This window comes from Synechococcus sp. UW86, from assembly GCF_900474085.1.
Classification (GTDB): Bacteria; Cyanobacteriota; Cyanobacteriia; order PCC-6307; family Cyanobiaceae; genus Parasynechococcus.
The window spans coordinates 1-21591 of sequence record NZ_UCNU01000003.1 but is presented as its reverse complement, the minus strand read 5'-3'; the positions used below and the strand labels follow the sequence as shown (position 1 = coordinate 21591).

General features: G+C 60.4%; 35 protein-coding genes and 1 tRNA gene. 35 read left to right on the top strand and 1 reads right to left on the bottom strand.

Features of this window, described 5'->3' with window-relative positions; translation table 11 throughout:
* Nucleotides 1-264 precede the first annotated feature (264 nt).
* From rplC to prfA, 30 genes are all read left to right on the top strand, one after another.
* Nucleotides 265-921 carry a 50S ribosomal protein L3 gene (gene rplC / locus DXY04_RS00440; RefSeq protein WP_115010470.1) on the top strand — a complete coding sequence of 219 codons (657 nt, stop codon included), beginning with the start codon at nt 265-267 and terminating at the stop codon, nt 919-921.
* Nucleotides 921-1556 carry a 50S ribosomal protein L4 gene (gene rplD, locus DXY04_RS00435; protein ID WP_114987276.1) on the top strand — a complete coding sequence of 212 codons (636 nt, stop codon included), beginning with the start codon at nt 921-923 and terminating at the stop codon, nt 1554-1556. Before rplC ends, rplD begins: the two co-directional genes overlap by 1 nt.
* Nucleotides 1549-1851, top strand: a complete 303-nt coding sequence (locus DXY04_RS00430; protein WP_006850625.1) for a 50S ribosomal protein L23 — start codon at nt 1549-1551, stop codon at nt 1849-1851. The genes rplD and DXY04_RS00430 overlap by 8 nt, the downstream gene beginning before the upstream one ends.
* Before the next feature lie 15 nt (nt 1852-1866).
* The gene (rplB, locus tag DXY04_RS00425) at nt 1867-2730 is read left to right on the top strand and encodes a 50S ribosomal protein L2 (RefSeq protein ID WP_006851794.1); all 864 of its coding nucleotides are present in this window, start codon (nt 1867-1869) and stop codon (nt 2728-2730) included.
* Nucleotides 2731-2765: 35 nt separating this feature from the next.
* Nucleotides 2766-3041: a 30S ribosomal protein S19 gene (gene rpsS, locus DXY04_RS00420; protein ID WP_006849645.1), complete on the top strand. Its 276-nt coding sequence runs from the start codon at nt 2766-2768 to the stop codon at nt 3039-3041.
* Between the two features lie 3 nt (nt 3042-3044).
* A complete protein-coding gene (rplV, locus tag DXY04_RS00415) occupies nt 3045-3410 on the top strand; it encodes a 50S ribosomal protein L22 (RefSeq protein WP_114987273.1) in 366 nt (121 codons plus the stop codon).
* 20 nt (nt 3411-3430) lie between these two features.
* Nucleotides 3431-4159 (top strand): 30S ribosomal protein S3, encoded by a 729-nt coding sequence (rpsC, locus tag DXY04_RS00410; protein WP_011363386.1) that lies wholly within the window; start codon nt 3431-3433, stop codon nt 4157-4159.
* A gap of 16 nt (nt 4160-4175) precedes the next feature.
* Nucleotides 4176-4652 (top strand): 50S ribosomal protein L16, encoded by a 477-nt coding sequence (rplP, locus tag DXY04_RS00405; RefSeq protein WP_006851743.1) that lies wholly within the window; start codon nt 4176-4178, stop codon nt 4650-4652.
* A gap of 2 nt (nt 4653-4654) precedes the next feature.
* A complete protein-coding gene (gene rpmC / locus DXY04_RS00400) occupies nt 4655-4864 on the top strand; it encodes a 50S ribosomal protein L29 (RefSeq protein ID WP_115010469.1) in 210 nt (69 codons plus the stop codon).
* Nucleotides 4865-4881: 17 nt separating this feature from the next.
* Complete coding sequence (rpsQ, locus tag DXY04_RS00395; RefSeq protein ID WP_115160548.1) at nt 4882-5178, top strand: 30S ribosomal protein S17; 297 nt, start codon at nt 4882-4884, stop codon at nt 5176-5178.
* On the top strand, nt 5175-5540 hold the full coding sequence (gene rplN, locus DXY04_RS00390) for a 50S ribosomal protein L14 (protein ID WP_114987269.1): 366 nt from the start codon (nt 5175-5177) through the stop codon (nt 5538-5540). The genes rpsQ and rplN overlap by 4 nt, the downstream gene beginning before the upstream one ends.
* Before the next feature lie 2 nt (nt 5541-5542).
* Entirely contained in the window at nt 5543-5899 is a 357-nt protein-coding gene (gene rplX, locus DXY04_RS00385; RefSeq protein ID WP_006852039.1) for a 50S ribosomal protein L24, read from the top strand.
* Nucleotides 5900-5939: 40 nt separating this feature from the next.
* The gene (gene rplE, locus DXY04_RS00380) at nt 5940-6479 is read left to right on the top strand and encodes a 50S ribosomal protein L5 (RefSeq protein ID WP_006851706.1); all 540 of its coding nucleotides are present in this window, start codon (nt 5940-5942) and stop codon (nt 6477-6479) included.
* A 19-nt stretch (nt 6480-6498) separates the two neighbouring features.
* Nucleotides 6499-6900: a 30S ribosomal protein S8 gene (rpsH, locus tag DXY04_RS00375; RefSeq protein ID WP_006850769.1), complete on the top strand. Its 402-nt coding sequence runs from the start codon at nt 6499-6501 to the stop codon at nt 6898-6900.
* Nucleotides 6901-6914: 14 nt separating this feature from the next.
* On the top strand, nt 6915-7454 hold the full coding sequence (gene rplF, locus DXY04_RS00370) for a 50S ribosomal protein L6 (protein WP_114987267.1): 540 nt from the start codon (nt 6915-6917) through the stop codon (nt 7452-7454).
* Nucleotides 7455-7487: 33 nt separating this feature from the next.
* Nucleotides 7488-7856, top strand: a complete 369-nt coding sequence (gene rplR / locus DXY04_RS00365; RefSeq protein WP_114987264.1) for a 50S ribosomal protein L18 — start codon at nt 7488-7490, stop codon at nt 7854-7856.
* A gap of 14 nt (nt 7857-7870) precedes the next feature.
* Nucleotides 7871-8515 (top strand): 30S ribosomal protein S5, encoded by a 645-nt coding sequence (rpsE, locus tag DXY04_RS00360; protein WP_011363379.1) that lies wholly within the window; start codon nt 7871-7873, stop codon nt 8513-8515.
* 6 nt (nt 8516-8521) lie between these two features.
* Nucleotides 8522-8977 carry a 50S ribosomal protein L15 gene (gene rplO, locus DXY04_RS00355; protein ID WP_115010467.1) on the top strand — a complete coding sequence of 152 codons (456 nt, stop codon included), beginning with the start codon at nt 8522-8524 and terminating at the stop codon, nt 8975-8977.
* Nucleotides 8978-9081: 104 nt separating this feature from the next.
* Nucleotides 9082-10401, top strand: a complete 1320-nt coding sequence (secY, locus tag DXY04_RS00350; protein ID WP_115010466.1) for a preprotein translocase subunit SecY — start codon at nt 9082-9084, stop codon at nt 10399-10401.
* A gap of 52 nt (nt 10402-10453) precedes the next feature.
* Nucleotides 10454-11005 carry an adenylate kinase gene (locus tag DXY04_RS00345; RefSeq protein WP_115160547.1) on the top strand — a complete coding sequence of 184 codons (552 nt, stop codon included), beginning with the start codon at nt 10454-10456 and terminating at the stop codon, nt 11003-11005.
* A 46-nt stretch (nt 11006-11051) separates the two neighbouring features.
* A complete protein-coding gene (rpmJ, locus tag DXY04_RS00340) occupies nt 11052-11165 on the top strand; it encodes a 50S ribosomal protein L36 (protein WP_006850859.1) in 114 nt (37 codons plus the stop codon).
* 71 nt (nt 11166-11236) lie between these two features.
* Entirely contained in the window at nt 11237-11602 is a 366-nt protein-coding gene (gene rpsM / locus DXY04_RS00335) for a 30S ribosomal protein S13 (RefSeq protein WP_006850466.1), read from the top strand.
* Nucleotides 11603-11637: 35 nt separating this feature from the next.
* Entirely contained in the window at nt 11638-12030 is a 393-nt protein-coding gene (gene rpsK / locus DXY04_RS00330) for a 30S ribosomal protein S11 (protein WP_006850182.1), read from the top strand.
* Between the two features lie 47 nt (nt 12031-12077).
* On the top strand, nt 12078-13016 hold the full coding sequence (locus DXY04_RS00325; RefSeq protein WP_114987249.1) for a DNA-directed RNA polymerase subunit alpha: 939 nt from the start codon (nt 12078-12080) through the stop codon (nt 13014-13016).
* 49 nt (nt 13017-13065) lie between these two features.
* Nucleotides 13066-13416 carry a 50S ribosomal protein L17 gene (rplQ, locus tag DXY04_RS00320; RefSeq protein WP_006851925.1) on the top strand — a complete coding sequence of 117 codons (351 nt, stop codon included), beginning with the start codon at nt 13066-13068 and terminating at the stop codon, nt 13414-13416.
* Nucleotides 13417-13441: 25 nt separating this feature from the next.
* Nucleotides 13442-14323, top strand: coding sequence for a tRNA pseudouridine(38-40) synthase TruA (gene truA, locus DXY04_RS00315; protein WP_115160546.1), 882 nt, complete (start codon nt 13442-13444; stop codon nt 14321-14323).
* Between the two features lie 155 nt (nt 14324-14478).
* On the top strand, nt 14479-14931 hold the full coding sequence (gene rplM, locus DXY04_RS00310) for a 50S ribosomal protein L13 (protein ID WP_115160545.1): 453 nt from the start codon (nt 14479-14481) through the stop codon (nt 14929-14931).
* Nucleotides 14928-15329, top strand: a complete 402-nt coding sequence (gene rpsI, locus DXY04_RS00305) for a 30S ribosomal protein S9 (protein ID WP_006849745.1) — start codon at nt 14928-14930, stop codon at nt 15327-15329. The genes rplM and rpsI overlap by 4 nt, the downstream gene beginning before the upstream one ends.
* A gap of 13 nt (nt 15330-15342) precedes the next feature.
* A complete protein-coding gene (gene rpmE, locus DXY04_RS00300) occupies nt 15343-15594 on the top strand; it encodes a 50S ribosomal protein L31 (protein ID WP_006851595.1) in 252 nt (83 codons plus the stop codon).
* A 15-nt stretch (nt 15595-15609) separates the two neighbouring features.
* Nucleotides 15610-16707, top strand: coding sequence for a peptide chain release factor 1 (prfA, locus tag DXY04_RS00295; RefSeq protein WP_114987239.1), 1098 nt, complete (start codon nt 15610-15612; stop codon nt 16705-16707).
* A 3-nt stretch (nt 16708-16710) separates the two neighbouring features.
* On the opposite strand, the gene DXY04_RS00290 is transcribed toward prfA, so the two are convergent.
* Entirely contained in the window at nt 16711-17211 is a 501-nt protein-coding gene (locus DXY04_RS00290; protein ID WP_114987236.1) for an HNH endonuclease, read from the bottom strand.
* Between the two features lie 69 nt (nt 17212-17280).
* Here DXY04_RS00290 and alr point away from each other — a divergent pair, with 69 nt between their 5' ends.
* The 5 genes from alr to DXY04_RS00265 form a co-directional block, all read left to right on the top strand.
* Entirely contained in the window at nt 17281-18411 is a 1131-nt protein-coding gene (alr, locus tag DXY04_RS00285; RefSeq protein ID WP_170951281.1) for an alanine racemase, read from the top strand.
* A gap of 37 nt (nt 18412-18448) precedes the next feature.
* Nucleotides 18449-18537: transfer RNA gene (locus DXY04_RS00280), tRNA-Ser, on the top strand.
* A 503-nt stretch (nt 18538-19040) separates the two neighbouring features.
* A complete protein-coding gene (locus tag DXY04_RS12325; protein ID WP_136975346.1) occupies nt 19041-20225 on the top strand; it encodes a calcium-binding protein in 1185 nt (394 codons plus the stop codon).
* A gap of 90 nt (nt 20226-20315) precedes the next feature.
* Complete coding sequence (locus DXY04_RS00270; protein ID WP_115160543.1) at nt 20316-20516, top strand: AlpA family transcriptional regulator; 201 nt, start codon at nt 20316-20318, stop codon at nt 20514-20516.
* A gap of 615 nt (nt 20517-21131) precedes the next feature.
* A partial coding sequence (locus DXY04_RS00265) for a C-type lectin domain-containing protein (protein ID WP_136975345.1) occupies nt 21132-21591 on the top strand: 460 nt, incomplete at its 3' end.

Sequence of the window (21591 nt, the reverse complement as noted above, 5' to 3'; positions counted from 1 at the left end):
GCCTCCAGTCGGCAGAACAGATTCGACGATTGCGTCGAATCTCCAGGCCAGTACGGAAGCTTTCTTCGGAGATCTCCGTCGGGAAACTGCAACAGCACATCGTGCAGATGCAAGTCCCAGCCTCGCTGAATCGTTCGCTAGCCCATTCGAATCCACTCCTTCGGGAGTTCCGCTTCGAACCACGTCTGCGTCCAATCGATCAGCACCTGACCCCATGCGGTTCTCCGCCTGGTGGTTGTCCACGCTGGCGCTTCCTCCCCATCCATGTCCATCGGCATCCTCGGGAAGAAGCTGGGTATGTCCCAGTTCTTCGACGAGCAGGGCAGAGCTGTTCCGGTCACCTTGATCGAAGCCGGCCCCTGCCGCATCACCCAACTCAAAAACGACGACACTGACGGTTATTCCGCAGTGCAGATCGGCTTTGGCGAAACCCGCGAGAAGCTGATCAACAAGCCCGCCCAGGGTCACCTCAACAAATCCGGTGAGGGCCTTCTGCGTCATCTGCGCGAATACCGCGTCGACAGCGTTGAAGGTCTTGAACTCGGTGGCGCCATCACCGTCGGCGATTTCGAAGCCGGCCAAAAGGTGGACGTCAGCGGTGACACCGTCGGCCGCGGCTTCGCTGGCTACCAGAAGCGCCACGGCTTCAGCCGGGGTCCGATGACCCACGGTTCGAAGAACCACCGCGAGCCCGGTTCGACCGGTGCCGGTACGACCCCGGGCCGCATCTATCCCGGAAAGCGGATGGCCGGTCGCTACGGCGGCAAGAAAATCACCACCCGCGGCCTGACCATCCTCAAGGTGGACAGCGAGCACAACCTGCTGGTGGTGAAGGGATCCGTGCCCGGCAAGCCTGGTGCGCTGCTCAACATCCGCCCGGCCTTGCGCGTGGGCGCCAAGCCCGCCAAAGGAGGTAAGTGATGGCCAGTTGTGTCGTTCGTGATTGGCAGGGCAAGGAAGCCGGCAAGGCAACCCTGGACCTGAAGGTGGCCAAAGAGACCACCGCCGTTGACCTGATGCATCGGGCCGTTCTGCGTCAGCAGGCCCATGCACGCCAAGGAACCGCCAGCACCCTCACCCGCTCAGAAGTACGCGGTGGTGGTCGCAAGCCCTACAAGCAGAAAGGAACTGGTCGGGCCCGTCAGGGATCGATCCGCACTCCTCTGAAACCCGGCGGCGGCATCATCTTTGGACCCAAGCCCCGCACGTACAACCTTGCGATGAACCGCAAGGAGCGTCGTCTGGCCCTGCGCACCGCGCTGATGGCCCGCATTGACGATGTGACCGTCGTGAAGGACTTCGGTGCTTCGCTGGAGGCCCCCAAGACCCGTGAGATCACAGATGCTCTGGGTCGCCTCGGTGTTGCTGCCGGCTCCAAGGTGCTCATCGTTCTGACGAACCCCTCCGATGTTGTGCGCCGTTCCGTGCGCAACCTGGAGAAAGTCAAGTTGATCTCCGCAGATCAGCTGAACGTCTTCGACCTGCTCCACGCCAATGCTCTGGTGCTGGGCGAGGAAGCTCTCGCAACCATCCAGGAGGTCTACGGCGATGACTGAACGTTTCCAAGGACGCCTGGCGGATGTGATCCGCCGTCCCCTGATCACCGAGAAGGCCACCCGCGCCCTCGAAATCAACCAGTACACCTTCGAGGTGGACCACCGCGCCGCAAAGCCCGACATCAAGGCCGCCATTGAGCAGCTCTTCGATGTGAAGGTCACCGGCATCAGCACCATGAATCCCCCGCGACGCTCCCGTCGCATGGGTCGCTTCGCCGGCAAACGTGCCCAGGTGAAGAAAGCCGTGGTGCGCCTGGCGGAGGGCAACTCGATCCAACTCTTCCCTGAGTCCTGAGGGGTCTGAATCGTCATGGCAATCCGTAATTTCCGCCCCTACACCCCCGGTACCCGCACCCGGGTGGTCACTGATTTCAGTGAGATCACCAGCCGCAAGCCGGAGCGGACCCTGGTGGTGGCCAAACACCGCCGCAAGGGCCGCAACAACCGCGGTGTGATCACCTGCCGCCACCGCGGTGGTGGCCACAAGCGCCTCTATCGCGTGGTGGATTTCCGTCGCAACAAGCACGGTGTCCCCGCCAAGGTGGCCGCGATTCACTACGACCCGCACCGCAACGCGCGTCTGGCACTGCTCTTCTACGCCGATGGCGAGAAGCGCTACATCCTTGCTCCTGCAGGAGTTCAGGTGGGCCAGACCGTGGTCTCCGGCCCTGATGCCCCGATCGAAAACGGCAACGCCATGCCGTTGTCCTCGGTGCCCCTCGGTTCGGCGGTTCACTGCGTTGAGCTCTACGCCGGTCGTGGTGGCCAGATGGTCCGTACCGCCGGTGCCAGTGCCCAGGTGATGGCGAAAGAAGGCGACTACGTCGCTCTGAAGCTGCCCTCCACCGAGGTTCGCCTGGTTCGCCGCGAGTGCTACGCCACCCTCGGCGAGGTCGGCAACTCCGAGATGCGCAACACCAGCCTGGGTAAGGCCGGTCGTCGCCGCTGGCTCGGTCGCCGTCCTCAGGTTCGAGGCAGTGTGATGAACCCCTGCGATCACCCCCACGGTGGTGGTGAGGGTCGTGCACCGATCGGCCGTTCCGGCCCGGTGACCCCCTGGGGCAAACCCGCCCTCGGTCTCAAGACCCGCAAGCGGAACAAACCCAGCAACCAATACGTGCTCCGGAAGCGTCGCAAGACCTCCAAGCGGAGCCGTGGCGGACGCGATTCCTGATGCAAACCATCACTTATCCGCTTGCTTAAACCGTTATGGGACGTTCACTCAAAAAAGGTCCGTTTATTGCCGACAGCCTGCTTCGCAAGGTTGAAAAGCAGAACGACAACGACGACAAGTCTGTGATCAAGACCTGGTCACGGGCCTCCACGATCCTGCCGATGATGATCGGCCACACGATCGCGGTTCACAACGGCCGCACCCATGTGCCGGTGTTCATCACCGAGCAGATGGTGGGCCACAAGCTGGGAGAGTTCGCTCCCACCCGCACCTTCAAGGGCCACATCAGAGACAAGAAAGGAGGCCGCTAAACCATGACATCGTCAACCCAAACGGCACCCACCGCCCAGGCTCACGGTCGCTTCATCCGAGGCTCCGTGTCGAAGGTGCGCCGTGTGCTCGACCAAATCCGTGGCCGCACCTATCGCGACGCGCTGATCATGCTCGAGTTCATGCCCTACCGCTCCACTGGCCCGATCACCAAGGTGCTCCGGTCTGCGGTGGCCAACGCTGAGCACAACCTCGGTCTCGACCCCTCATCTCTGGTGATCTCGAGCGCGACCGCTGACATGGGCCCCTCCATGAAGCGCTACCGCCCCCGCGCCCAGGGCCGGGCTTACCAGATCAAGAAACAGACCTGCCACATCAGCATTGCTGTGGCGGCTCAGACCGATTCCTGACCCCCGAGGACTCTGACCCAATGGGACACAAAATCAACCCAACCGGTCTGCGCCTGGGGATCACCCAGGAACACCGGTCACGCTGGTACGCCTCCAGCAAGAACTATCCGGCCCTCCTCCAGGAGGACGACCGGATTCGCAAGTTCATCCACAAGAAGTACGGCTCCGCCGGCATCAGTGATGTGCTGATCGCCCGCAAGGCCGATCAACTGGAAGTTGAACTCAAGACCGCACGCCCCGGCGTGCTGGTCGGCCGTCAAGGCAGCGGCATCGAAGAGCTTCGCTCCGGCATTCAGAAGACCATCGGCGACTCCAGTCGTCAGGTGCGGATCAATGTTGTCGAGGTCGAACGCGTCGACGGTGATGCCTTCCTCCTTGCCGAGTACATCGCCCAGCAGCTGGAGAAGCGTGTGGCCTTCCGCCGCACCATCCGCATGGCTGTGCAGCGCGCTCAGCGTGCCGGAGTTCTGGGTCTGAAGATCCAGGTCTCCGGTCGCCTGAACGGTGCTGAGATCGCCCGGACGGAATGGACCCGCGAGGGTCGGGTGCCCCTGCACACCCTGCGTGCCGACATCGACTACGCCACCAAGGTGGCCAGCACGACCTACGGCGTGCTCGGCATCAAGGTTTGGGTGTTCAAGGGCGAAGTGCTGAGCGAACAGGCTCAGCCCATGCCGGTGGGTGCTGCCCCCCGGCGCCGGGCCAGCCGTCGGCCCCAACAGTTCGAAGACCGCTCAAACGAGGGTTGAACAGGAGGCCTGAACCATGCTGAGTCCAAAACGCGTCAAATTCCGTAAGCAGCAGCGAGGCCGCATGCGCGGCGTCGCCACCCGGGGCAACACCATTGCCTTCGGACAATTCGCGCTGCAGGCACAGGAATGTGGCTGGATCACCTCGCGCCAGATCGAGGCCAGCCGTCGTGCCATGACCCGCTACGTCAAGCGTGGCGGAAAAATCTGGATCCGGATCTTCCCCGACAAGCCGGTCACCATGCGCGCTGCCGAAACCCGGATGGGTTCCGGTAAGGGCAACCCAGAATTCTGGGTCGCGGTGATCAAGCCCGGCCGGATCCTGTTCGAGATGGGTGGTGATGAAATCACCCCCGAAATCGCCAAGGAAGCCATGCGCCTCGCGCAGTACAAGCTTCCCGTGAAGACCAAGTTCATCCAACTGGATGAGCAGGAGAAGTCAGCTGGTGCCAAGGCTCCGGCAGCTTCTGAAGCCGTCACCGTGGAGTCCTGACCATGGCCCGTCCCAACGCCGCCGATGTGCGCAGCCTGTCCGATTCGGACATCAACGAACAGATCGACGGCCTGCGCCGCGAGCTGTTCCAACTCCGTTTCCAGCAGGCCACGCGCCAGCTCGCTAACACGCACCGTTTCAAAGAGGTCCGCATCAAGCTGGCCCAGCTGCTGACGGTGCAGTCGGAGCGCCAGCGCTCCACCGCCTCCTGATCCCCCACTCCGTAACCATGGCAGTCAAGGAAAGGATCGGCACCGTCGTCAGCGACAAGATGGAAAAAACGGTGGTGGTCGCGGTGGAAAGCCGCTTCCCACACCCCATCTATCAAAAGACGGTCAGCCGTACCACCCGTTACAAGGCTCACGACGAAGACAACACCTGTCGCGTCGGTGACCGCGTTCGCATCACTGAAACCCGTCCGATGAGCCGCCAAAAGCGGTGGGCCATCACCGAGGTTCTCAGCCACAGCCCGAAAGCTGCGGCTGAGGAAGCCAACAAGGCTGAAGCTCAGGAGGTGAAGCAGTGATCCAGCAGGAGTCCTATCTCACCGTTGCTGACAACAGCGGCGCCAAGCGCATTCAGTGCATTCGCGTCCTCGGCACCAACCGTCGCTATGCCCACGTGGGCGACGTGATCGTTGCCGCCGTGAAGGATGCCGCCCCCAACATGGGCGTCAAAAAGTCCGACGTGGTGAAGGCCGTTGTGGTGCGCACAAAAGCCACCATGCGTCGTGAAACCGGAAATTCGATCCGTTTCGACGACAACGCCGCCGTCATCATCAACGACGACAAAAACCCAAAAGGCACCCGCGTCTTCGGACCGGTGGCCCGTGAGCTGCGTGACCGCAGCTTCACCAAAATCGTGTCCCTCGCTCCGGAGGTGATCTGACCATGGCGACTGCAACCACCAAGGCCAAGGCCACCGAGCGCATCAAGATGCGCATCCGCAAGGGCGACACCGTTCAGGTGATCGCCGGCAAGGACAAGGGCAAAACCGGTGCCGTTCTGCGCACCCTGCCCAACGAAAACCGTGTCGTCGTGGAGGGCGTGAACATGCGCACCCGCCACGAAAAGCCCACCCAGGAGGGCGAGACCGGCCGCATCGTGACGGAGGAAGCTTCCCTGCATGCCTCCAACGTGATGCTGTATTCCACCGACAAAAAGGTGGCCAGCCGCGTTGAAATCGTCGTCGAGAAGGACGGCACCAAGAAGCGCCGGCTGAAGAAAACCGGTGAAGTCCTCGACTGATCCCGACTTCTGACCACGCCCAGAAGCACCCCAACCCGTTATGTCACTCAAGAAGCGCTACCGGGAGACCATCCAGCCCAAGCTGCAGAAGGATCTCTCCCTCACCAACATCCATGAAGTCCCCAAGGTGGTGAAAGTCACCGTCAACCGGGGTCTCGGCGAAGCCGCCGCCAATGCCAAGTCCCTCGAGGCTTCGGTGAATGAGCTGGCACAGATCACCGGCCAGAAGGTCGTTGTGACCCGTGCCAAAAAAGCTATCGCCGGCTTCAAGATTCGGCAGGGCATGCCGATCGGCTGTGCCGTCACCCTCCGTGGCGATCGGATGTATGCCTTCCTCGAGCGCCTGATCAACCTGGCGCTGCCCCGCATCCGCGACTTCCGCGGGGTCAGCCCCAAGAGTTTCGATGGCCGCGGCAACTACACCCTTGGGGTGCGCGAACAGATCATTTTCCCTGAGATCTCCTTCGACAAGATCGATGCGATCCGGGGCATGGACATCACCATCGTGACCACTGCCCGTTCGGACGAAGAGGGCCGGGCCCTCCTCCGCGAGATGGGAATGCCGTTCCAGAGCAACTGAGCCCTCCCCGTCGACACCTATGGCCAACCACGACCCCATTTCCGACATGCTCACCCGCATTCGCAATGCGAGTGAGAAACGTCACGAAACCACCAAGATCCCCGCTTCGCGGATGACCCGCAGCATCGCCAAGGTGCTGCAGCAGGAGGGCTTCATCTCCGAGATCAGCGAGCAGGGTGAAGGCGTTCGCACCGAACTGGTGCTCGCCCTCAAGTACAGCGGCAAGCACAGGCTGCCCACCATCCGCTCCATGCAGCGGGTCAGCAAGCCCGGTCTCCGCATCTACAAGAACACTCGCGGCCTGCCCAAAGTCCTCGGCGGACTGGGCGTGGCGATCATCTCCACCTCCAAAGGTGTGATGAGCGACCGCGACGCCCGTCGTGAGGGCGTCGGTGGCGAAGTGCTCTGTTACGTCTACTGATCCGGAGCTGAACCATGTCACGAATCGGCAAAAACCCTGTTCCCGTCCCTGAAAAGGTCACAGTTTCCCTCGACGGTCTCACCGTCAAGGTGAAAGGACCCAAAGGCGAACTGGAGCGCACCCTTCCTGAAGGCGTCAGCGTCAGCCAGGACAACAACACCATCGTGGTCTCCCCCACGAGCACCAAGCGCATCTCCCGTGAGCGCCACGGCCTGAGCCGCACCCTCGTCGCCAACATGATCGAGGGTGTCAGCAACGGCTACAGCAAAGCCCTGGAGATCGTTGGTGTGGGCTCCCGTGCCCAGGTCAAAGGCAAAACTCTCGTGGTGAGTGCTGGCTACAGCCACCCCGTCGAGATGGAAGCCCCTGAAGGCATCACCTTCAAGGTGGAGAACAACACCAAGGTGATCGTCTCCGGCATCGACAAGGAGCTGGTGGGCAACGAAGCCGCCAAGGTCCGCGCCATCCGTCCGCCCGAGCCCTACAAGGGCAAAGGCATCAAGTACGAGGGCGAGCGCATCCTGCGCAAGGCAGGCAAGTCCGGCAAGAAATAAGCCTTGTCCTGACGTTCCTTCCCTTCACCCACCATGTCCCAACTGTCCCGCAAACAGCAGACGCAAAAACGCCACCGGCGTCTGCGTCGTCACATCACCGGAACCTCAGACCGTCCGCGTCTGGCCGTGTTCCGCTCCAACAACCACATCTACGCCCAGGTCATCGACGACGCGGCCCAGAGCACACTCTGCTCCGCCTCCACCGTTGATAAGGAGCTGCGCGCCGGCCTCAAGGCTCCGGCTGGCAGCTGCGACGCCTCTGTCGCCGTCGGCGAACTGGTCGCCAAGCGCGCCATCGCCAAAGGCATCCAGCAGGTGGTGTTCGACCGCGGCGGAAATCTGTACCACGGCCGGATTAAAGCCCTCGCCGATGCCGCCCGGGAAGCGGGCCTTCAGTTCTGATTCCTGCTCAACCCATGACAGATTCCTCCCCCCAATCCAATCCCAACGCCGTGCCGGGTGCGGCCGACGTTCCAGCGGCAGCCGAAGGGCAGCAGCAACAGGAACAGCGCCGCGGCCGTGGCGACCGTGATGGTCGTCGTGGCGACCGGCGTGGTGGCCGTCGCGGCCAGGAACGCGATTCCGAATGGCAAGAGCGCGTGGTTCAGATCCGCCGCGTCTCCAAGACCGTGAAAGGCGGTAAGAAGATGAGCTTCCGGGCCATCGTGGTTGTCGGCAACGAGAAAGGCCAGGTCGGCGTTGGCGTCGGCAAGGCCGGTGATGTGATCGGTGCCGTCCGCAAGGGTGTTGCCGATGGCAAGAAGCACCTCGTCAAAGTGCCGTTGACCCGCCACAACTCCATTCCGACCCTCTCCAATGGTCGTGATGGTGCTGCCAGCGTGCTCATCCGCCCTGCAGCCCCTGGTACCGGTGTGATCGCTGGCGGTTCCATCCGCACAGTGCTCGAACTCGCCGGCATCAAGAATGTCCTGGCCAAGCGCCTGGGCAGCAAGACCCCCCTGAACAATGCACGGGCTGCCATGGTGGCCCTGTCGCTTCTCCGCACCCACAAGGAGACGGCGAAGGAACGGGGAATCTCCCTCGAACAGATCTATTCCTGATTCGCGATGACTCTCCGACTCGATTCCCTCAAATCCAACAAGGGCGCTCGTCGCCGCAAATTGCGCAAGGGCCGCGGCATCGCCGCTGGTCAGGGTGCCAGCTGCGGCTTCGGTATGCGCGGCCAGAAATCCCGTTCGGGTCGCCCCACGCGCCCCGGCTTCGAGGGTGGCCAAATGCCTCTGTACCGCCGGGTGCCGAAGCTGAAGCACTTCCCCCTGGTGAATCCCAAGTTCTTCACCGTGCTCAACGTTTCTGCGTTGAACGACCTGAAGGACGGCAGCACCGTCAACTTGGATTCCCTGGTCAAGGACGGCATCGTGACCAGCCCCAAGCATCCTCTGAAGATGCTCGGCAACGGTGAACTGAAAGCCAAAAAGCTGACAGTGCAAGCCGCGGCGTTCACCGCCTCGGCCCGCACCAAGATCGAAGCCGCAGGCGGAACCTGCGAAATCCTCGACTAATCAAGGGCTCGTCCCCAAGTCAGCCCTAGGGTCTGAGCCGTCCGCTGGATTTCGATCCACGGGCGGCTTCTTGGCTTTTCGCCCAACTTCACTTTCTTCCGGACATGCTCGTCAGTCGGGGTCGCAACCCCAACGCCTCCGAAGTGATCGGCCAGCTGATCACCAACCCTGGGCTCCGCAGTCGCGTGCTCACCACACTCGGCCTGCTGTTGTTGGTGCGTCTTGGGATCTACATCCCAATGCCCGGAATCGATCGGGAAGCGTTCAAGCAATTCATCGATCAAGGCGGACAGCTGATCGGTTTTCTCGACATCTTCACCGGCGGCGGGATCTCCACCCTGGGCATCTTTGCCCTGGGGATCCTGCCCTTCATCAACGCCTCGATCATCCTCCAGTTGCTGACCGCAGCGCTGCCGCAGCTGGAAGACCTCCAGAAGAATGAAGGCGAGGCCGGCCGACGCAAGATCGCCCAGATCACCCGTTATGTGGCGCTCGGTTGGGGTCTCGTCCAGAGCGTCGTCTTCGCCATGATCCTGCGCCAATACGCCGTGGAAGGTCTCAGCGAAGTGACCTTTGTGGTGCAGACGGCACTGGCCCTGGTGACCGGCTCGATGGTGGTGATGTGGCTGAGTGAAGTAATCACGGAGCGAGGCATCGGCCAGGGGGCTTCCCTGGTGATTTTTCTGAACATCGTCGCCACCCTGCCGCGCACCCTGGGCGCCACGATCGAAGCCGCTCAAACCGGTGACAGGGACACCGTGCTGGGCATCATTGTTCTGGTGCTGGTGTTCCTGGCCACGATCGTTGGAATCATCTTCGTGCAGGAGGGGGCTCGCCGTATCCCTATCGTCAGCGCCAAGCGCCAGGTGGGTGGAGCAGGTGTGCTCCCCACGCGTCAGAGCTATCTGCCGCTCAAGCTGAATGCCGGCGGTGTGATGCCGATCATTTTCGCTTCAGCCCTGATTTTCCTGCCGGTCACCATCGCCAACCTCACCAAGAGTGAGTGGTTGATCCGTGCTGCCAGTGCCCTGAATCCTGGGGCAGCGAACCCCTGGCCATACGCACTCACATTTTTTGCGTTGATCCTGGGCTTCTCTTATTTCTATGCCTCGCTCACGGTGAATCCCGCCGACATCGCCACCAACCTGAAACGGGGTGGTGTGGCCATTCCAGGCGTTCGCCCCGGCAGCGCCACGGCCACTTATCTCTCAGGAGTCCAGAACCGCCTCACCTTGCTGGGTGGTCTGTTCCTCGGCGCCGTCGCCATCATTCCCGCGGCCGTCGAACGCGCCACGAATGTCCAGACCTTCCAGGGGCTTGGCGCCACATCACTGCTGATCCTTGTCGGTGTGGCCATCGACACGGCCAAGCAGGTGCAGACCTATGTGATCTCACAACGCTACGAAGGCCTCGTTCGCCAGTGAGAGCTGCTGGGCAGCGCACCTTCCGTTCACGTCACCTCACGCTTACGCAACCATGAAAAATCGATTGCTCTTTCTTGGGCCTCCCGGAGCCGGCAAAGGCACCCAGGCCGCCCGGATCTGCGATGCCAACGGCATGAAGCATCTGTCCACAGGCGATCTGCTGCGCTCTGAAGTCGCAGCCGGCAGCGAACTGGGCAAAGAAGCTGAAGCGGTGATGAACCGCGGCGAACTGGTGAGCGACGCCCTCGTGCTGGCGATTGTGGAAAGCCAGATGAAGGCACTCACCACAGATGGCTGGTTGCTGGATGGGTTTCCCCGCACGGTGCCCCAGGCTGAAGCGCTCGAACCGCTGCTGGCCGAATTGCAACAACCCATCCAGGCCGTGGTTCTGCTGGAGCTGGATGACGCCGTTTTGATTGAACGGCTGTTGGCCCGCGGTCGCGCCGACGACAACGAAGCGGTGATCCGCAATCGCCTGGAGGTTTACCGCGAAAAAACCGCACCCCTGATTCGCTTCTATAGCGACAAGGGTCTCCTCGTTTCCGTCCCCGCCCAGGGCACAGTCGAGGAGATCACCAAGCGGATCGAGTCCGTTCTCGGTTGACCGGCATGGTAACGTTGCCGTTTGGAAATTTGGAGAGCCACGCCTCATGAAGGTGCGCAGCTCAGTGAAAAAAATGTGTGACAAGTGCCGGGTGATCCGTCGCCACGGCAAGGTCATGGTCATTTGCGCCAACCCCAAGCACAAACAGCGCCAGGGCTGATCCCCCGCTGTTCTGAAACATTCCTCGCCTCCAGGACTTCGGAGGCATCTGTCCTTTTCAACTAAACGAACGTGGCAAGGATCGCCGGCGTTGACATTCCCCGCGACAAGCGGATCGAAGTGTCCCTCACTTACATCTACGGAGTTGGTCTCACCCGCTCACAGGCCATCCTGGCCAAAACCGGCGTGAACCCCGACATCCGGGTGAAAGATCTGGAGGACGGAGATCTTCAGAAGCTCCGCAACGCCATGGAGGAATACACCCTCGAAGGCGATCTGCGCCGTCAGGAGGGCATGGCCCTCAAGCGCCTGCAGGACATCGGCTGCGTCCGTGGCCGTCGCCACCGCATGAGCCTTCCCGTTCGTGGCCAACGCACCCGCACCAACGCCCGCACCCGCCGCGGCGCGCGGAAAACTGTGGCCGGCAAGAAGAAGTAAGTCCTCTACATCCTTATCCCTGACTGCATACGGCCATGGCTAAAACCGTCAAAAAATCCGGCCCCAAGAAGGCCAAGCGCAACGTCCCGAACGGCGTCGCTCACATCCAGAGCACCTTCAACAACACCATCGTGTCCATCACCGACACCGCCGGTGAGGTGATCTCCTGGTCGTCTGCAGGTGCCAGTGGCTTCAAAGGTGCTCGCAAAGGCACCCCCTTCGCGGCTCAAACCGCTGCAGAAGCAGCAGCACGTCGCGCCCTTGACCAAGGCATGCGTCAGATCGAAGTGCTGGTGAGGGGTCCTGGCTCAGGCCGTGAGACCGCCATCCGTGCTCTCCAGGTTGCTGGCCTCGAAATCACCCTGATTCGCGATGTCACCCCCCTGCCCCATAACGGTTGCCGCCGGCCCAAGCGCCGCCGCGTCTGAACCGAGCTGATTTCCGTCCGGTTTCTCCCCTTACCCCGTTTCAGACCGTGTTGCAGTACCAGATTGATCGCATTGAGCATCAGGTGGCCGAGGATCGCGCCCAGTCCGGCGTTTTCCTGATCGGTCCCCTCGAGCGTGGCCAGGCCACGACCCTGGGCAACGCGCTGCGCCGCGTGCTGATGGGTGGGCTGGAAGGCAGTGCTGTCACCGCCATCCGGATTGCCGGTGTCAATCACGAATACGCCACGGTTCCTGGGGTCCGTGAAGACGTTCTCGACATCCTGCTGAACTGCAAGGAGCTCACCGTCAACAGCCGTTCAGCCGAACTCGAGATTGGTCGTCTCGTGGTGGCTGGTCCCGCTGAAGTGAAGGCCGGAGATCTTCAGTTCTCCTCTCAGGTGCAGGTGGTGGACGCCGATCGTCCGATCGCCACCGTGGCCGACGGCCACAGTCTCGAGCTGGAAGTGCACGTTGAGCGCGGCGTTGGCTATCGCCCGGTGGATCGTCACAACGAAGAAACCAGTGCCATCGATCTGCTCCAGATCGATGCCGTGTTCATGCCCGTGACCCGGGTCAACTTCACCATCGACGAAACCGCCGTTGCCGAAGGCGGTTCGGCCCGCGAGCGCCTGCGGATGGAGATCGTCACCGACGGCTCCATTACCCCCGACGACGCCCTGGCTCAATCAGCCAATCAATTGATTGAGCTGTTCCAGCCGCTGGCCACGGTCACTCTCGTGGAGGAAGTTCCTGCTGAACCCGAGCCCTCGGCGGAAGCACAGATTCCTCTTGAGGAACTGAACCTTTCGGTTCGCGCCTACAACTGCCTCAAGCGGGCCCAGGTCAACTCCGTGTCTGACCTGATGGGCTTCAGCTACGAGGATCTTCTGGAGATCAAGAACTTCGGTTCCAAATCCGCTGATGAAGTGATCGAAGCCCTCGAGCGCATCGGCATCTCCATCCCCCAGAGCCGCACTTCTGCATAACTGCAGAACGGCCTGAACGTCCTTTTTCGTCTTCGTCACCGACAGAACCATGCGTCATCAATGCCGAGTTCCTCAGCTGGGACGTCCAGCTGACCAGCGCAAGGCAATGCTGCGCGCCCTGACCACCCAGCTGATTCGCGAAGGTCGGGTCACCACCACCAAGGCCCGGGCCAAAGCGCTTCGCGACGAAGCCGAGCGCATGATTACCCTGGCCAAGGACGGCAGCCTCGCCTCCCGTCGCCGGGCCATGGGTTACATCTACGACAAGCAGCTGGTGCATGCCCTGTTCGACAAGGCTCCCAACCGCTACAGCGATCGCAAGGGTGGCTACACCCGCATCACCCGCACCGTTCCCCGTCGTGGCGACAACGCCGAGATGGCCATCATTGAACTGGTCTGATCAGACCTCACGTCAGTTCTGACGTTTGAACACCCAACCCTCGTCTGCAGGTCCTGAGCCAGCGTCCCTTCAGCGGATCGCGCTCAGCCTTCAGTACGAGGGTTCTTCGTTTTGTGGGTGGCAGCGCCAACGCAACGGTCGCAGTGTTCAGGCCGTGCTGGAGGACGCCATCGCCAAGCTTGATCCGCACCGACCGGTGCAGACCTTTGCCGCCGGTCGCACCGATGCCGGCGTTCATGCCGCCGGTCAGGTGGTGCACTTCGACTGCAGTGGGCCGATCCCAGCGCGCAAATGGGCCCCAGCCTTGAACGGACGCCTGCCGAGCACCATTCGTGTGCGCGAATCCGTCGCCCGCCCCCTGGATTGGCATGCCTGTTACTCCGCCACTTACAGGCGGTACCGGTACACGATTCACAACGGGCGCCGCCCCAATTTGTTTTTAAGCCCCTGGAGCTGGCACCGTTACCAACACAGGCTGGATGAGTCCCGCATGCGGGACGCTTTGAGCAGCATGCTTGGTCTGCACGACTTCAGTGCCTTCATGAAGGCAGGCAGCCGTCGCGCCCATGCCCGAACCACCGTGCAGGAGGTGCTCGTGGAGCGCCAAGGCGATCTTCTGCGGGTTGAGATTCAGGCCAGTGGTTTTCTGTACGGCATGGTTCGCCTGCTGATGGCCCAGTTGGTGGCCGTTGGCGAGCACCGTCTCAGTGTTGCCGCCTTTGAACAGCGCTGGAGGGAACAACGACGCCATGAGGTGAAAGAGGCGGCGCCGGCCACGGGCCTCTGCCTGCTTCGGGCTGGCTATGCCGAGTCCATCTTCACCAAAGCCGGCTGGTACGATAGTCAGCCGTGGTTTTTTCTGGCCGAGAGCGATCCGCCTCCGGATCCACCCTCAACGCCGGGATAAACGGGCCTCTACCTCGAAAGCTGCCCAACTCACTGGAGCTGGAGGGCCGAAGAGTAAGCTCGATCTTTAGCCCCGTCAGGTCCAGTTCTGGACCGACCCCTTTGCCCAGTTCCGCTTCTTCAGGCGGGACATAACCGAACCGGCATGCCGGCGCGATGAACAAGACCTCTCTCCCCCCGATTGATTCGATCGACCGCCAGTGGTACGTGGTGGACGCTGAGAATCAAACCCTCGGCCGTCTGGCCACTGAAGTGGCCGCCGTGCTGCGGGGCAAGAACAACCCCAGCTTCACCCCCCATCTGGACACCGGTGATTTTGTCGTCGTCGTGAACGCCGAGAAGATCAAAGTCTCCGGCCGTAAGCCCCAGCAGAAGCTGTACCGCCGTCACTCCGGTCGTCCCGGCGGCATGAAGGTGGAAACCTTCGAAGCTCTGCAGGAACGGATCCCCGAGCGGATCGTGGAGAAGGCCATCAAAGGCATGCTCCCCCACAACGCCCTGGGCCGCCAAATGTTCCGCAAGCTCAAGGTCTACAAAGGCACCGAGCATCCCCACGCCGCTCAGAACCCCCAGCCTCTTCAGCTCAACCCCTCCGCATCCGCCCAATGAGCAACAACTCCGTCGTCTACTGGGGCACCGGTCGTCGCAAGACCTCTGTCGCCCGTGTTCGTCTCGTCCCCGGGAATGGAACGATCACCATCAATGGTCGTCCCGGTGACAACTATCTGAACTACAACCCCTCGTACATCGCAGCGGTGAAGGCTCCCTTGGAGACCCTCGGCCTCAGCAGCGAGTACGACATTCTCGTCAATGTTCACGGTGGTGGACTCACCGGTCAGTCCGGCGCCATCAAGCAAGGTGCAGCCCGTGCCCTGTGCGAACTGTCGGCCGACAACCGCAAGCCGCTGAAGACGGAAGGTCACCTCAGCCGCGACCCCCGTGCCAAGGAACGCCGCAAGTACGGCCTCAAGAAAGCCCGTAAGGCTCCTCAGTTCTCCAAGCGCTGATTTTTTTTTACCGATGCCAAAGCCCGACATTCATCCCACCTGGTATCCCGACGCCAAGGTGATCTGCAACGGCGAAGTGGTCATGACCACAGGCGCCACCCAGCCTGAGATCCACGTCGACGTCTGGAGCGGCAACCACCCCTTCTTCACCGGCACCCAGAAGATCCTCGACACCGAGGGTCGTGTGGACCGCTTCATGAAGAAGTACGGCATGGGCACCAAGAAAAAAGGTGCCGACTCTGCCAAGGCCGAGTCCAAGGCCTGAGGGTGAGAACGGGGCATGGACGCCTCGACCTTGTTCACACGGCTGGAAACAGCCACAGCCAGCTTCCGCAACCTCGAGCGGCAGCTGGCTGATCCTGATGTGGCCGCTGATCCGAAGCGGCTTGAATCGATCGCACGGGAGCGATCAAGACTTGAGCCACTCGTGCTCGACTTCGAGGAACTCCAGAAGCTCGAATCCGAGCGTGATTCCGCACGTCAGCTGCTGAAAGACAGTCGCGGTGACGCTGCAATGGAGGAGCTGGCGCAAGATGAGTTGGCCAGCCTCCAAGAACAGCACGCAACGCTGACGGAGCGGCTCACCCTGGCTCTGCTGCCGCGGGATCCCCGCGATGAGCGCAGTGTGATGCTGGAAATTCGTGCCGGCGCAGGCGGCGACGAGGCCTGTCTCTGGGCCGGTGATCTGGCACGGATGTATGAGCGGTACAGCCAAAAAGTGGGCTGGGCCGTGCAATCCATCAGCTGCACCGAGGCCGACCTGGGCGGGTTTCGCGAACTGATCCTGTCGGTGCGTGGCGACAGCGTCTACAGCCAACTGAAATTTGAAGCGGGAGTGCATCGGGTGCAACGGGTCCCGGCCACGGAATCCCAGGGTCGGGTCCACACCTCAACAGCCACGGTGGCCGTGATGCCCGAAGCCGATGCCGTGGAAGTTCAGCTTGACCCGAAGGATCTCGATATCAGCACCGCGCGTTCAGGCGGTGCTGGGGGGCAGAACGTCAACAAGGTGGAAACAGCTGTGGACCTTCTCCACAAACCCACGGGCATCCGCGTGTTCTGCACCCAGGAACGCTCCCAGCTGCAGAACCGGGAACGGGCCCTGGAGATCCTGCGCGCCAAATTGTTGGAGCGGGAGCAGGCGGCTGCCGCAGAACGCGAAAGCAGCGACCGACGCGCCCAAGTGGGGAGTGGTGACCGCTCTGAAAAAATCCGCACCTACAACTACAAAGACAACCGAACCACAGATCACCGGCTGGGCCGAAACTTCACCCTGGAACCTGTGTTGGAGGGCCAACTAGAAGACCTGATTGGTGCCTGCATCGCCGAAGAGCAGCGTCAGAAACTCGAAGCGCTGAGCGATCAGGCCGAGGCCTGACGGTCAAGCACCGATCACGTACTTCGCCCATTCCTGGTGATGACCGGAATGGATCTGGCGCCGGGCCTCAAAACTGAGGCTGCTGGCCGGTCGCCGCGGCACATGGCGCAGAGGCATGGCGGCTTCCTTCGGAGTTCGATTGCCTTTGCGCACATTGCAGCTGAGGCAAGCCGTGGTCACGTTCTCCCAGGTGTCGCTACCTCCCCGACTGCGAGGCATCACATGGTCGATGGACAACTGATTGTCACGACTGCCGCAGTACTGGCAGGTGTGGTTGTCCCGCTGGAAGAGGTTGCGACGCGTCAGGGGCAGCTGACGAAAGGGAACGCGAACGTACTGGCGCAGGCGGATCACCGTTGGCAGGTGGGTGCCCTGACGCAGTTGCCGACAGGGGTCGTGTTCCAGACTCTCGGCCTTGCCCTTCAGCATCATCACCACAGCCCGTCTCCAGGTGGTGATATTGAGCGGCTCGTAGGACGCATTGAGAACGAGAACCTGGCCCATGCCAGCTCACTCAATAATGGTCATGCTATCGGCGATGTGAAGCTGTCTCGGTAGCGCCGAGCACCGCCTGTGATTCCGGAGCTGAATCCACGTCAGCGCGCCTGGGTGGAGGTTTCACCTGCAGCGATTCGGGCCAACGCCAGGGCGCTCTGCCAACACCTCGGTGCTCGTACCCAACTGATGGCGGTGGTGAAGGCCGATGGCTACGGCCACGGCGCCGAGACGGTGGCACGGGCTGCCCTTCAGGGGGGAGCCACCAGCCTTGGCGTAGCCACGCTGCAGGAAGGCCTTGAGCTGCGGCGGGCCGGGCTGGAAGCACCTGTGCTGTTGCTCAGCAACCTCAATGAACCGGACGACCTGCGCACTTGCCTGCACTGGCGGTTGATGCCCACCCTGAGCAGCCTCAGGGATGCCCAGCTCTGCAACGCTCTGGCAGCCGACAGCGGTCGGTGTTTCGACGTGCAATTGAAGATCGACACCGGCATGGCACGGCTGGGCTGCTCCCTCAGCGAGGGACATCAGACCGCGGCGGAGCTGAACAGCCTGGAACACCTCAATCTGGAGGGCATCTATAGCCATCTGGCCTGTGCCGATGAGCCGAACGATGCCTTGACCAGCCACCAGCAGGAGCGCTTCGTGAGCATGCTCTCGGCCCTGCCCCAAGCGGGTGCCGGCATCACCCGCCATCTGGCCAACTCGGCAGGGACCCTGCTCAACCGGGAGCTGCACCACGACCTCGTGCGCGTTGGATTGGCCCTGTACGGCCATGCCCCCGCCAGTCATCTGAGCAACGTCATTCCCCTGCAACCCGCCCTGGCGGTTCGTGCCCGGGTCAGCCTGATCCGCGACGTGCCCGCCGGCACTGGAGTCAGCTACGGCCATCGCTTCATCACCCAGCGCCCCACGCGGCTTGCGGTGGTGGGGATCGGCTATGCCGATGGTGTTCTGCGGTCCCTCAGCGGGCACATCCACGCCTTGCATCGCAATCGCCAGCTGCCTCAGGTGGGAGCCATCACCATGGACCAGCTCCTGCTGGATGCCACCGATGCAGCTGAGCTGGAGCAAGGCGACATCGTCACTCTGCTGGGCCAGGACGGCGAACTGGAATTAAGCCCTCAAAGCTGGAGCAACCACTGCGGCTCGATTCCCTGGGAGATCCTCTGTGGTTTCAAACGACGTCTGCCCCGCGTTGAAGTCTGACCACCTGCCCAGCACTTGGTACTCTGGGTGCGCCGCTGGAGAGGTGGCTGAGTGGTTGAAAGCGGCTCCCTGCTAAGGAGTTACAGGAGGCAACTTCTGTCGAGGGTTCGAATCCCTCCCTCTCCGCTTCCTGAGATTCATTCTCAGTAGCTTCATCCCCTGAAATTGACTGTCCTGCAGTCGGTTTCGGGGGATTAGCTTTTGGGGACCTCGCCCAATCAAGCCAATGCGCTTCGATGTTGCTCTGATCTGCGCAGGAGCCCTCTCGCTCTTGGCTTTGCCTGCTCAGGCGAACCAGATGTTCCGCGCAGGCGGGAGCAGTGGAACCTCCTGTCCTTCTGGCTCCCAATACCGAGGCAGCGGCTTCTGCAGAGCAACAAAGCCGAACTACCAGTTCTTCCGTGCTGGAGGCAGCAGTGGGACGTCATGCCCCAGCGGATCGCAATACAAGGGCAATGGCTTCTGCCTAGCGCGCTGAGCAGAGCTGAGAACAGGTAAAGACCAAATTCATAGGGCTTGATGTATGCAATTGACGGCTTGACTAAACGACCAGGCGAGATGAGAGGAGTTTCAGAAGAGAATCTAAAGAGAAGATGCTAAAATGATCAAATATCAAATAAGTCAGATCAGTGGCATTCGATCCGAATTCATCGATTTATAGAACTACAGACTCTCCAGTCAAGATTGAAATCCAAGACGATAATACTATTCATGCAATTTATAACGGCAAAAAGGTTCCCATTACCTTGACTGATAGGCGCTCTGGCACTCTAACTAGATCTCAAGTATTGACTGAAGGAACAGGCTTTGAAGATGGAGTTGTAACTGGCTTCAAGGCATATGCAAGTGGACTAGACGTAGGCAGAAACGAAGGAGTTTTTATATGGAAAAATCAGTATTTTCCTGGCGTAACAGGTGTCGCTGACGGCACCCCATGGGGTCCGCCTGCATATCAAGCCTGGGCTTTCTCCTTGGATACAGGTGAAATTACTGCTCAATTCACTGACAATGGCGGTTGGCTGTCCATCAATGCGACTCTTGATTGGGTTGACTATGCAGCGTCTTTTGACAACTCATGGGGGGATAGATTGTATGATTGTCTTTACTGGGATAATCACGTAGATCGCCATAAACATGGTGGTCAAGACACCAAAATTCGCGATCTCCACGACAAGCATTTCTATTACATGTTTCACGGAAATGGAAGTAGCGATTGGAATGGAGGTGGCTTATTCTCGACTCCACGGGAATCTTTGACCCTGGATGCAGGCGATGAAATTAATGTTACTTTGAAGGCAAAATCAGGAGAAGATTTTGGTGATGATTTTATTAATGGCAGTTCTGGCGATGATGACTTGATTGCATTTAGAGGGAAAGACGAGCTCCAAGGGGGCAGTGGCAACGACATTTTGCGAGCCGGCAATGGAAGAGATTTGCTGAATGGTGGAGCCGGCGCAGATGTGATGTTTGGCGGCTTCGGATTGAATACATTTGAAGATTCGCTGGATGGCGAAGTTGATTCCCTATATGTAAAGAGTGATCAGTGGGCAGAAAACTGGCTCTACGGCAGTGCAGGCAACAGCCCCAATGGAGAAAAGGCAGACAAGATCGAAATGCTCGATGAGTTCGATCAGATCTATGTCCAAGGTGTTGAAACCTCTCAGCTGAGCTATGGGGTCGTGGACCACAACAGCAACCTGGGTGAGACGCTCAGTGGCATCGGCATCTACGCCTCAGGAGCCCTAGAAGCCGTCTATGTCGGAGGCAACCTCAACATGGGGCAGATCGCCTCCATGACCCAAGGCATCCTCTAAACCAACCAGTCCAGAGGGCTAAGAACAGCTACTCAGCTCTGGCTGCCTCAAGAAAAGAGCTCTGTCATCAGGGCTCTCCTTTCCTCTCTCATGCCCTCTGGCAATAGATCCAGACCGCACTTCCTCCGTATCTCAGAGGTCATCCGTCGCGTCGGCGTCAGTCGCCCCACCATCTACCGATGGATGAGAGAGGGAACCTTCCCCAAGCAAATCTCCATTGGTGCGAACTCTGTCGTCTGGTTGGAGTCCGACGCCACCAAGTGGATGGATCAGCGCATCGGGACGCGATGAACTTCTCTCATCCGGTCTCAGCGAAGCCCACAAATTGTGTGGGGGGAAGTGTGGGGGGAAAGTCTGATTTTTGCCTCAAACCTGCCTCAAGCAGAGTCATGCCAGTGCATTTCGGACCACTCCGAATGACTCCCTCTCCGCTTCCTGAGAATCATTCTCAGTAGCTTCATCCCTCGAAATTGACTGTCCTGCAGTCGGTTTCGGGGGATTAGCTTTTTGGGACCTCGCCCAATCAAGCCAATGCGCTTCGATGTTGCTTTGGTCTGCGCAGGAGCTCTCTCGCTCTTGGCTATTCCTGCTCAGGCGAACCAAATGTTCCGAGCAGGGGGAAGCAGTGGAACCTCCTGCCCTTCTGGCTCTCAATACCGCGGCAGCGGCTTCTGCAGAGCCACAAAACCGAACTACCAGTTCTTCCGTGCTGGAGGCAGCAGCGGGACGTCCTGCCCCAGCGGATCGCAATACAGGGGCAATGGCTTCTGCCTAGTGCGCTGAGCAGGGCTGAGATCCATTCGCAGCAAAGACATGGCGCGGGCAGGCATAACCCCGGCTCCTTACTGAGACCCATGCGTCTTAAGATTCTCGCAAGAATTGGGCGGGCTCTGACTCGCAGTCGCTATGGGCGTGATTCGGGGCAGCAGTTACTACACCACCATTTATGGTCCAAGCTGGAGCCAAGCAGCGACAGCTGCTAATAATTTGGGAGGATATTTAGCTTCGGTGACAACCGAATCTGAATTCAATTTTCTCCAAGAAAATAACTTTAAAGGGTGGATTGGCTTAAGCGACCCAGATAACACAGGTCAAGTCAATGCTGATGGGAGCAGAGGCGGCTGGGGCAAGAACGGATTCAGCTGGGAAAGCGGTGAAGAATATAACTTTGAGTCATGGATGCAACCTGTATTTAATGCAGATGGAAATTATGTCCACTTTTGGGATGGACATGGCGGAGGCGGCGAGACTGACATGCTTGCCACAAATGAAATTCCACCTAATGCACCTTGGTGGGAGGGGAAGGGCATCGCCGAGATACCTCTTTCATACTTCTCGGTTAGCGACCTAACGATAGAAGAAGGCG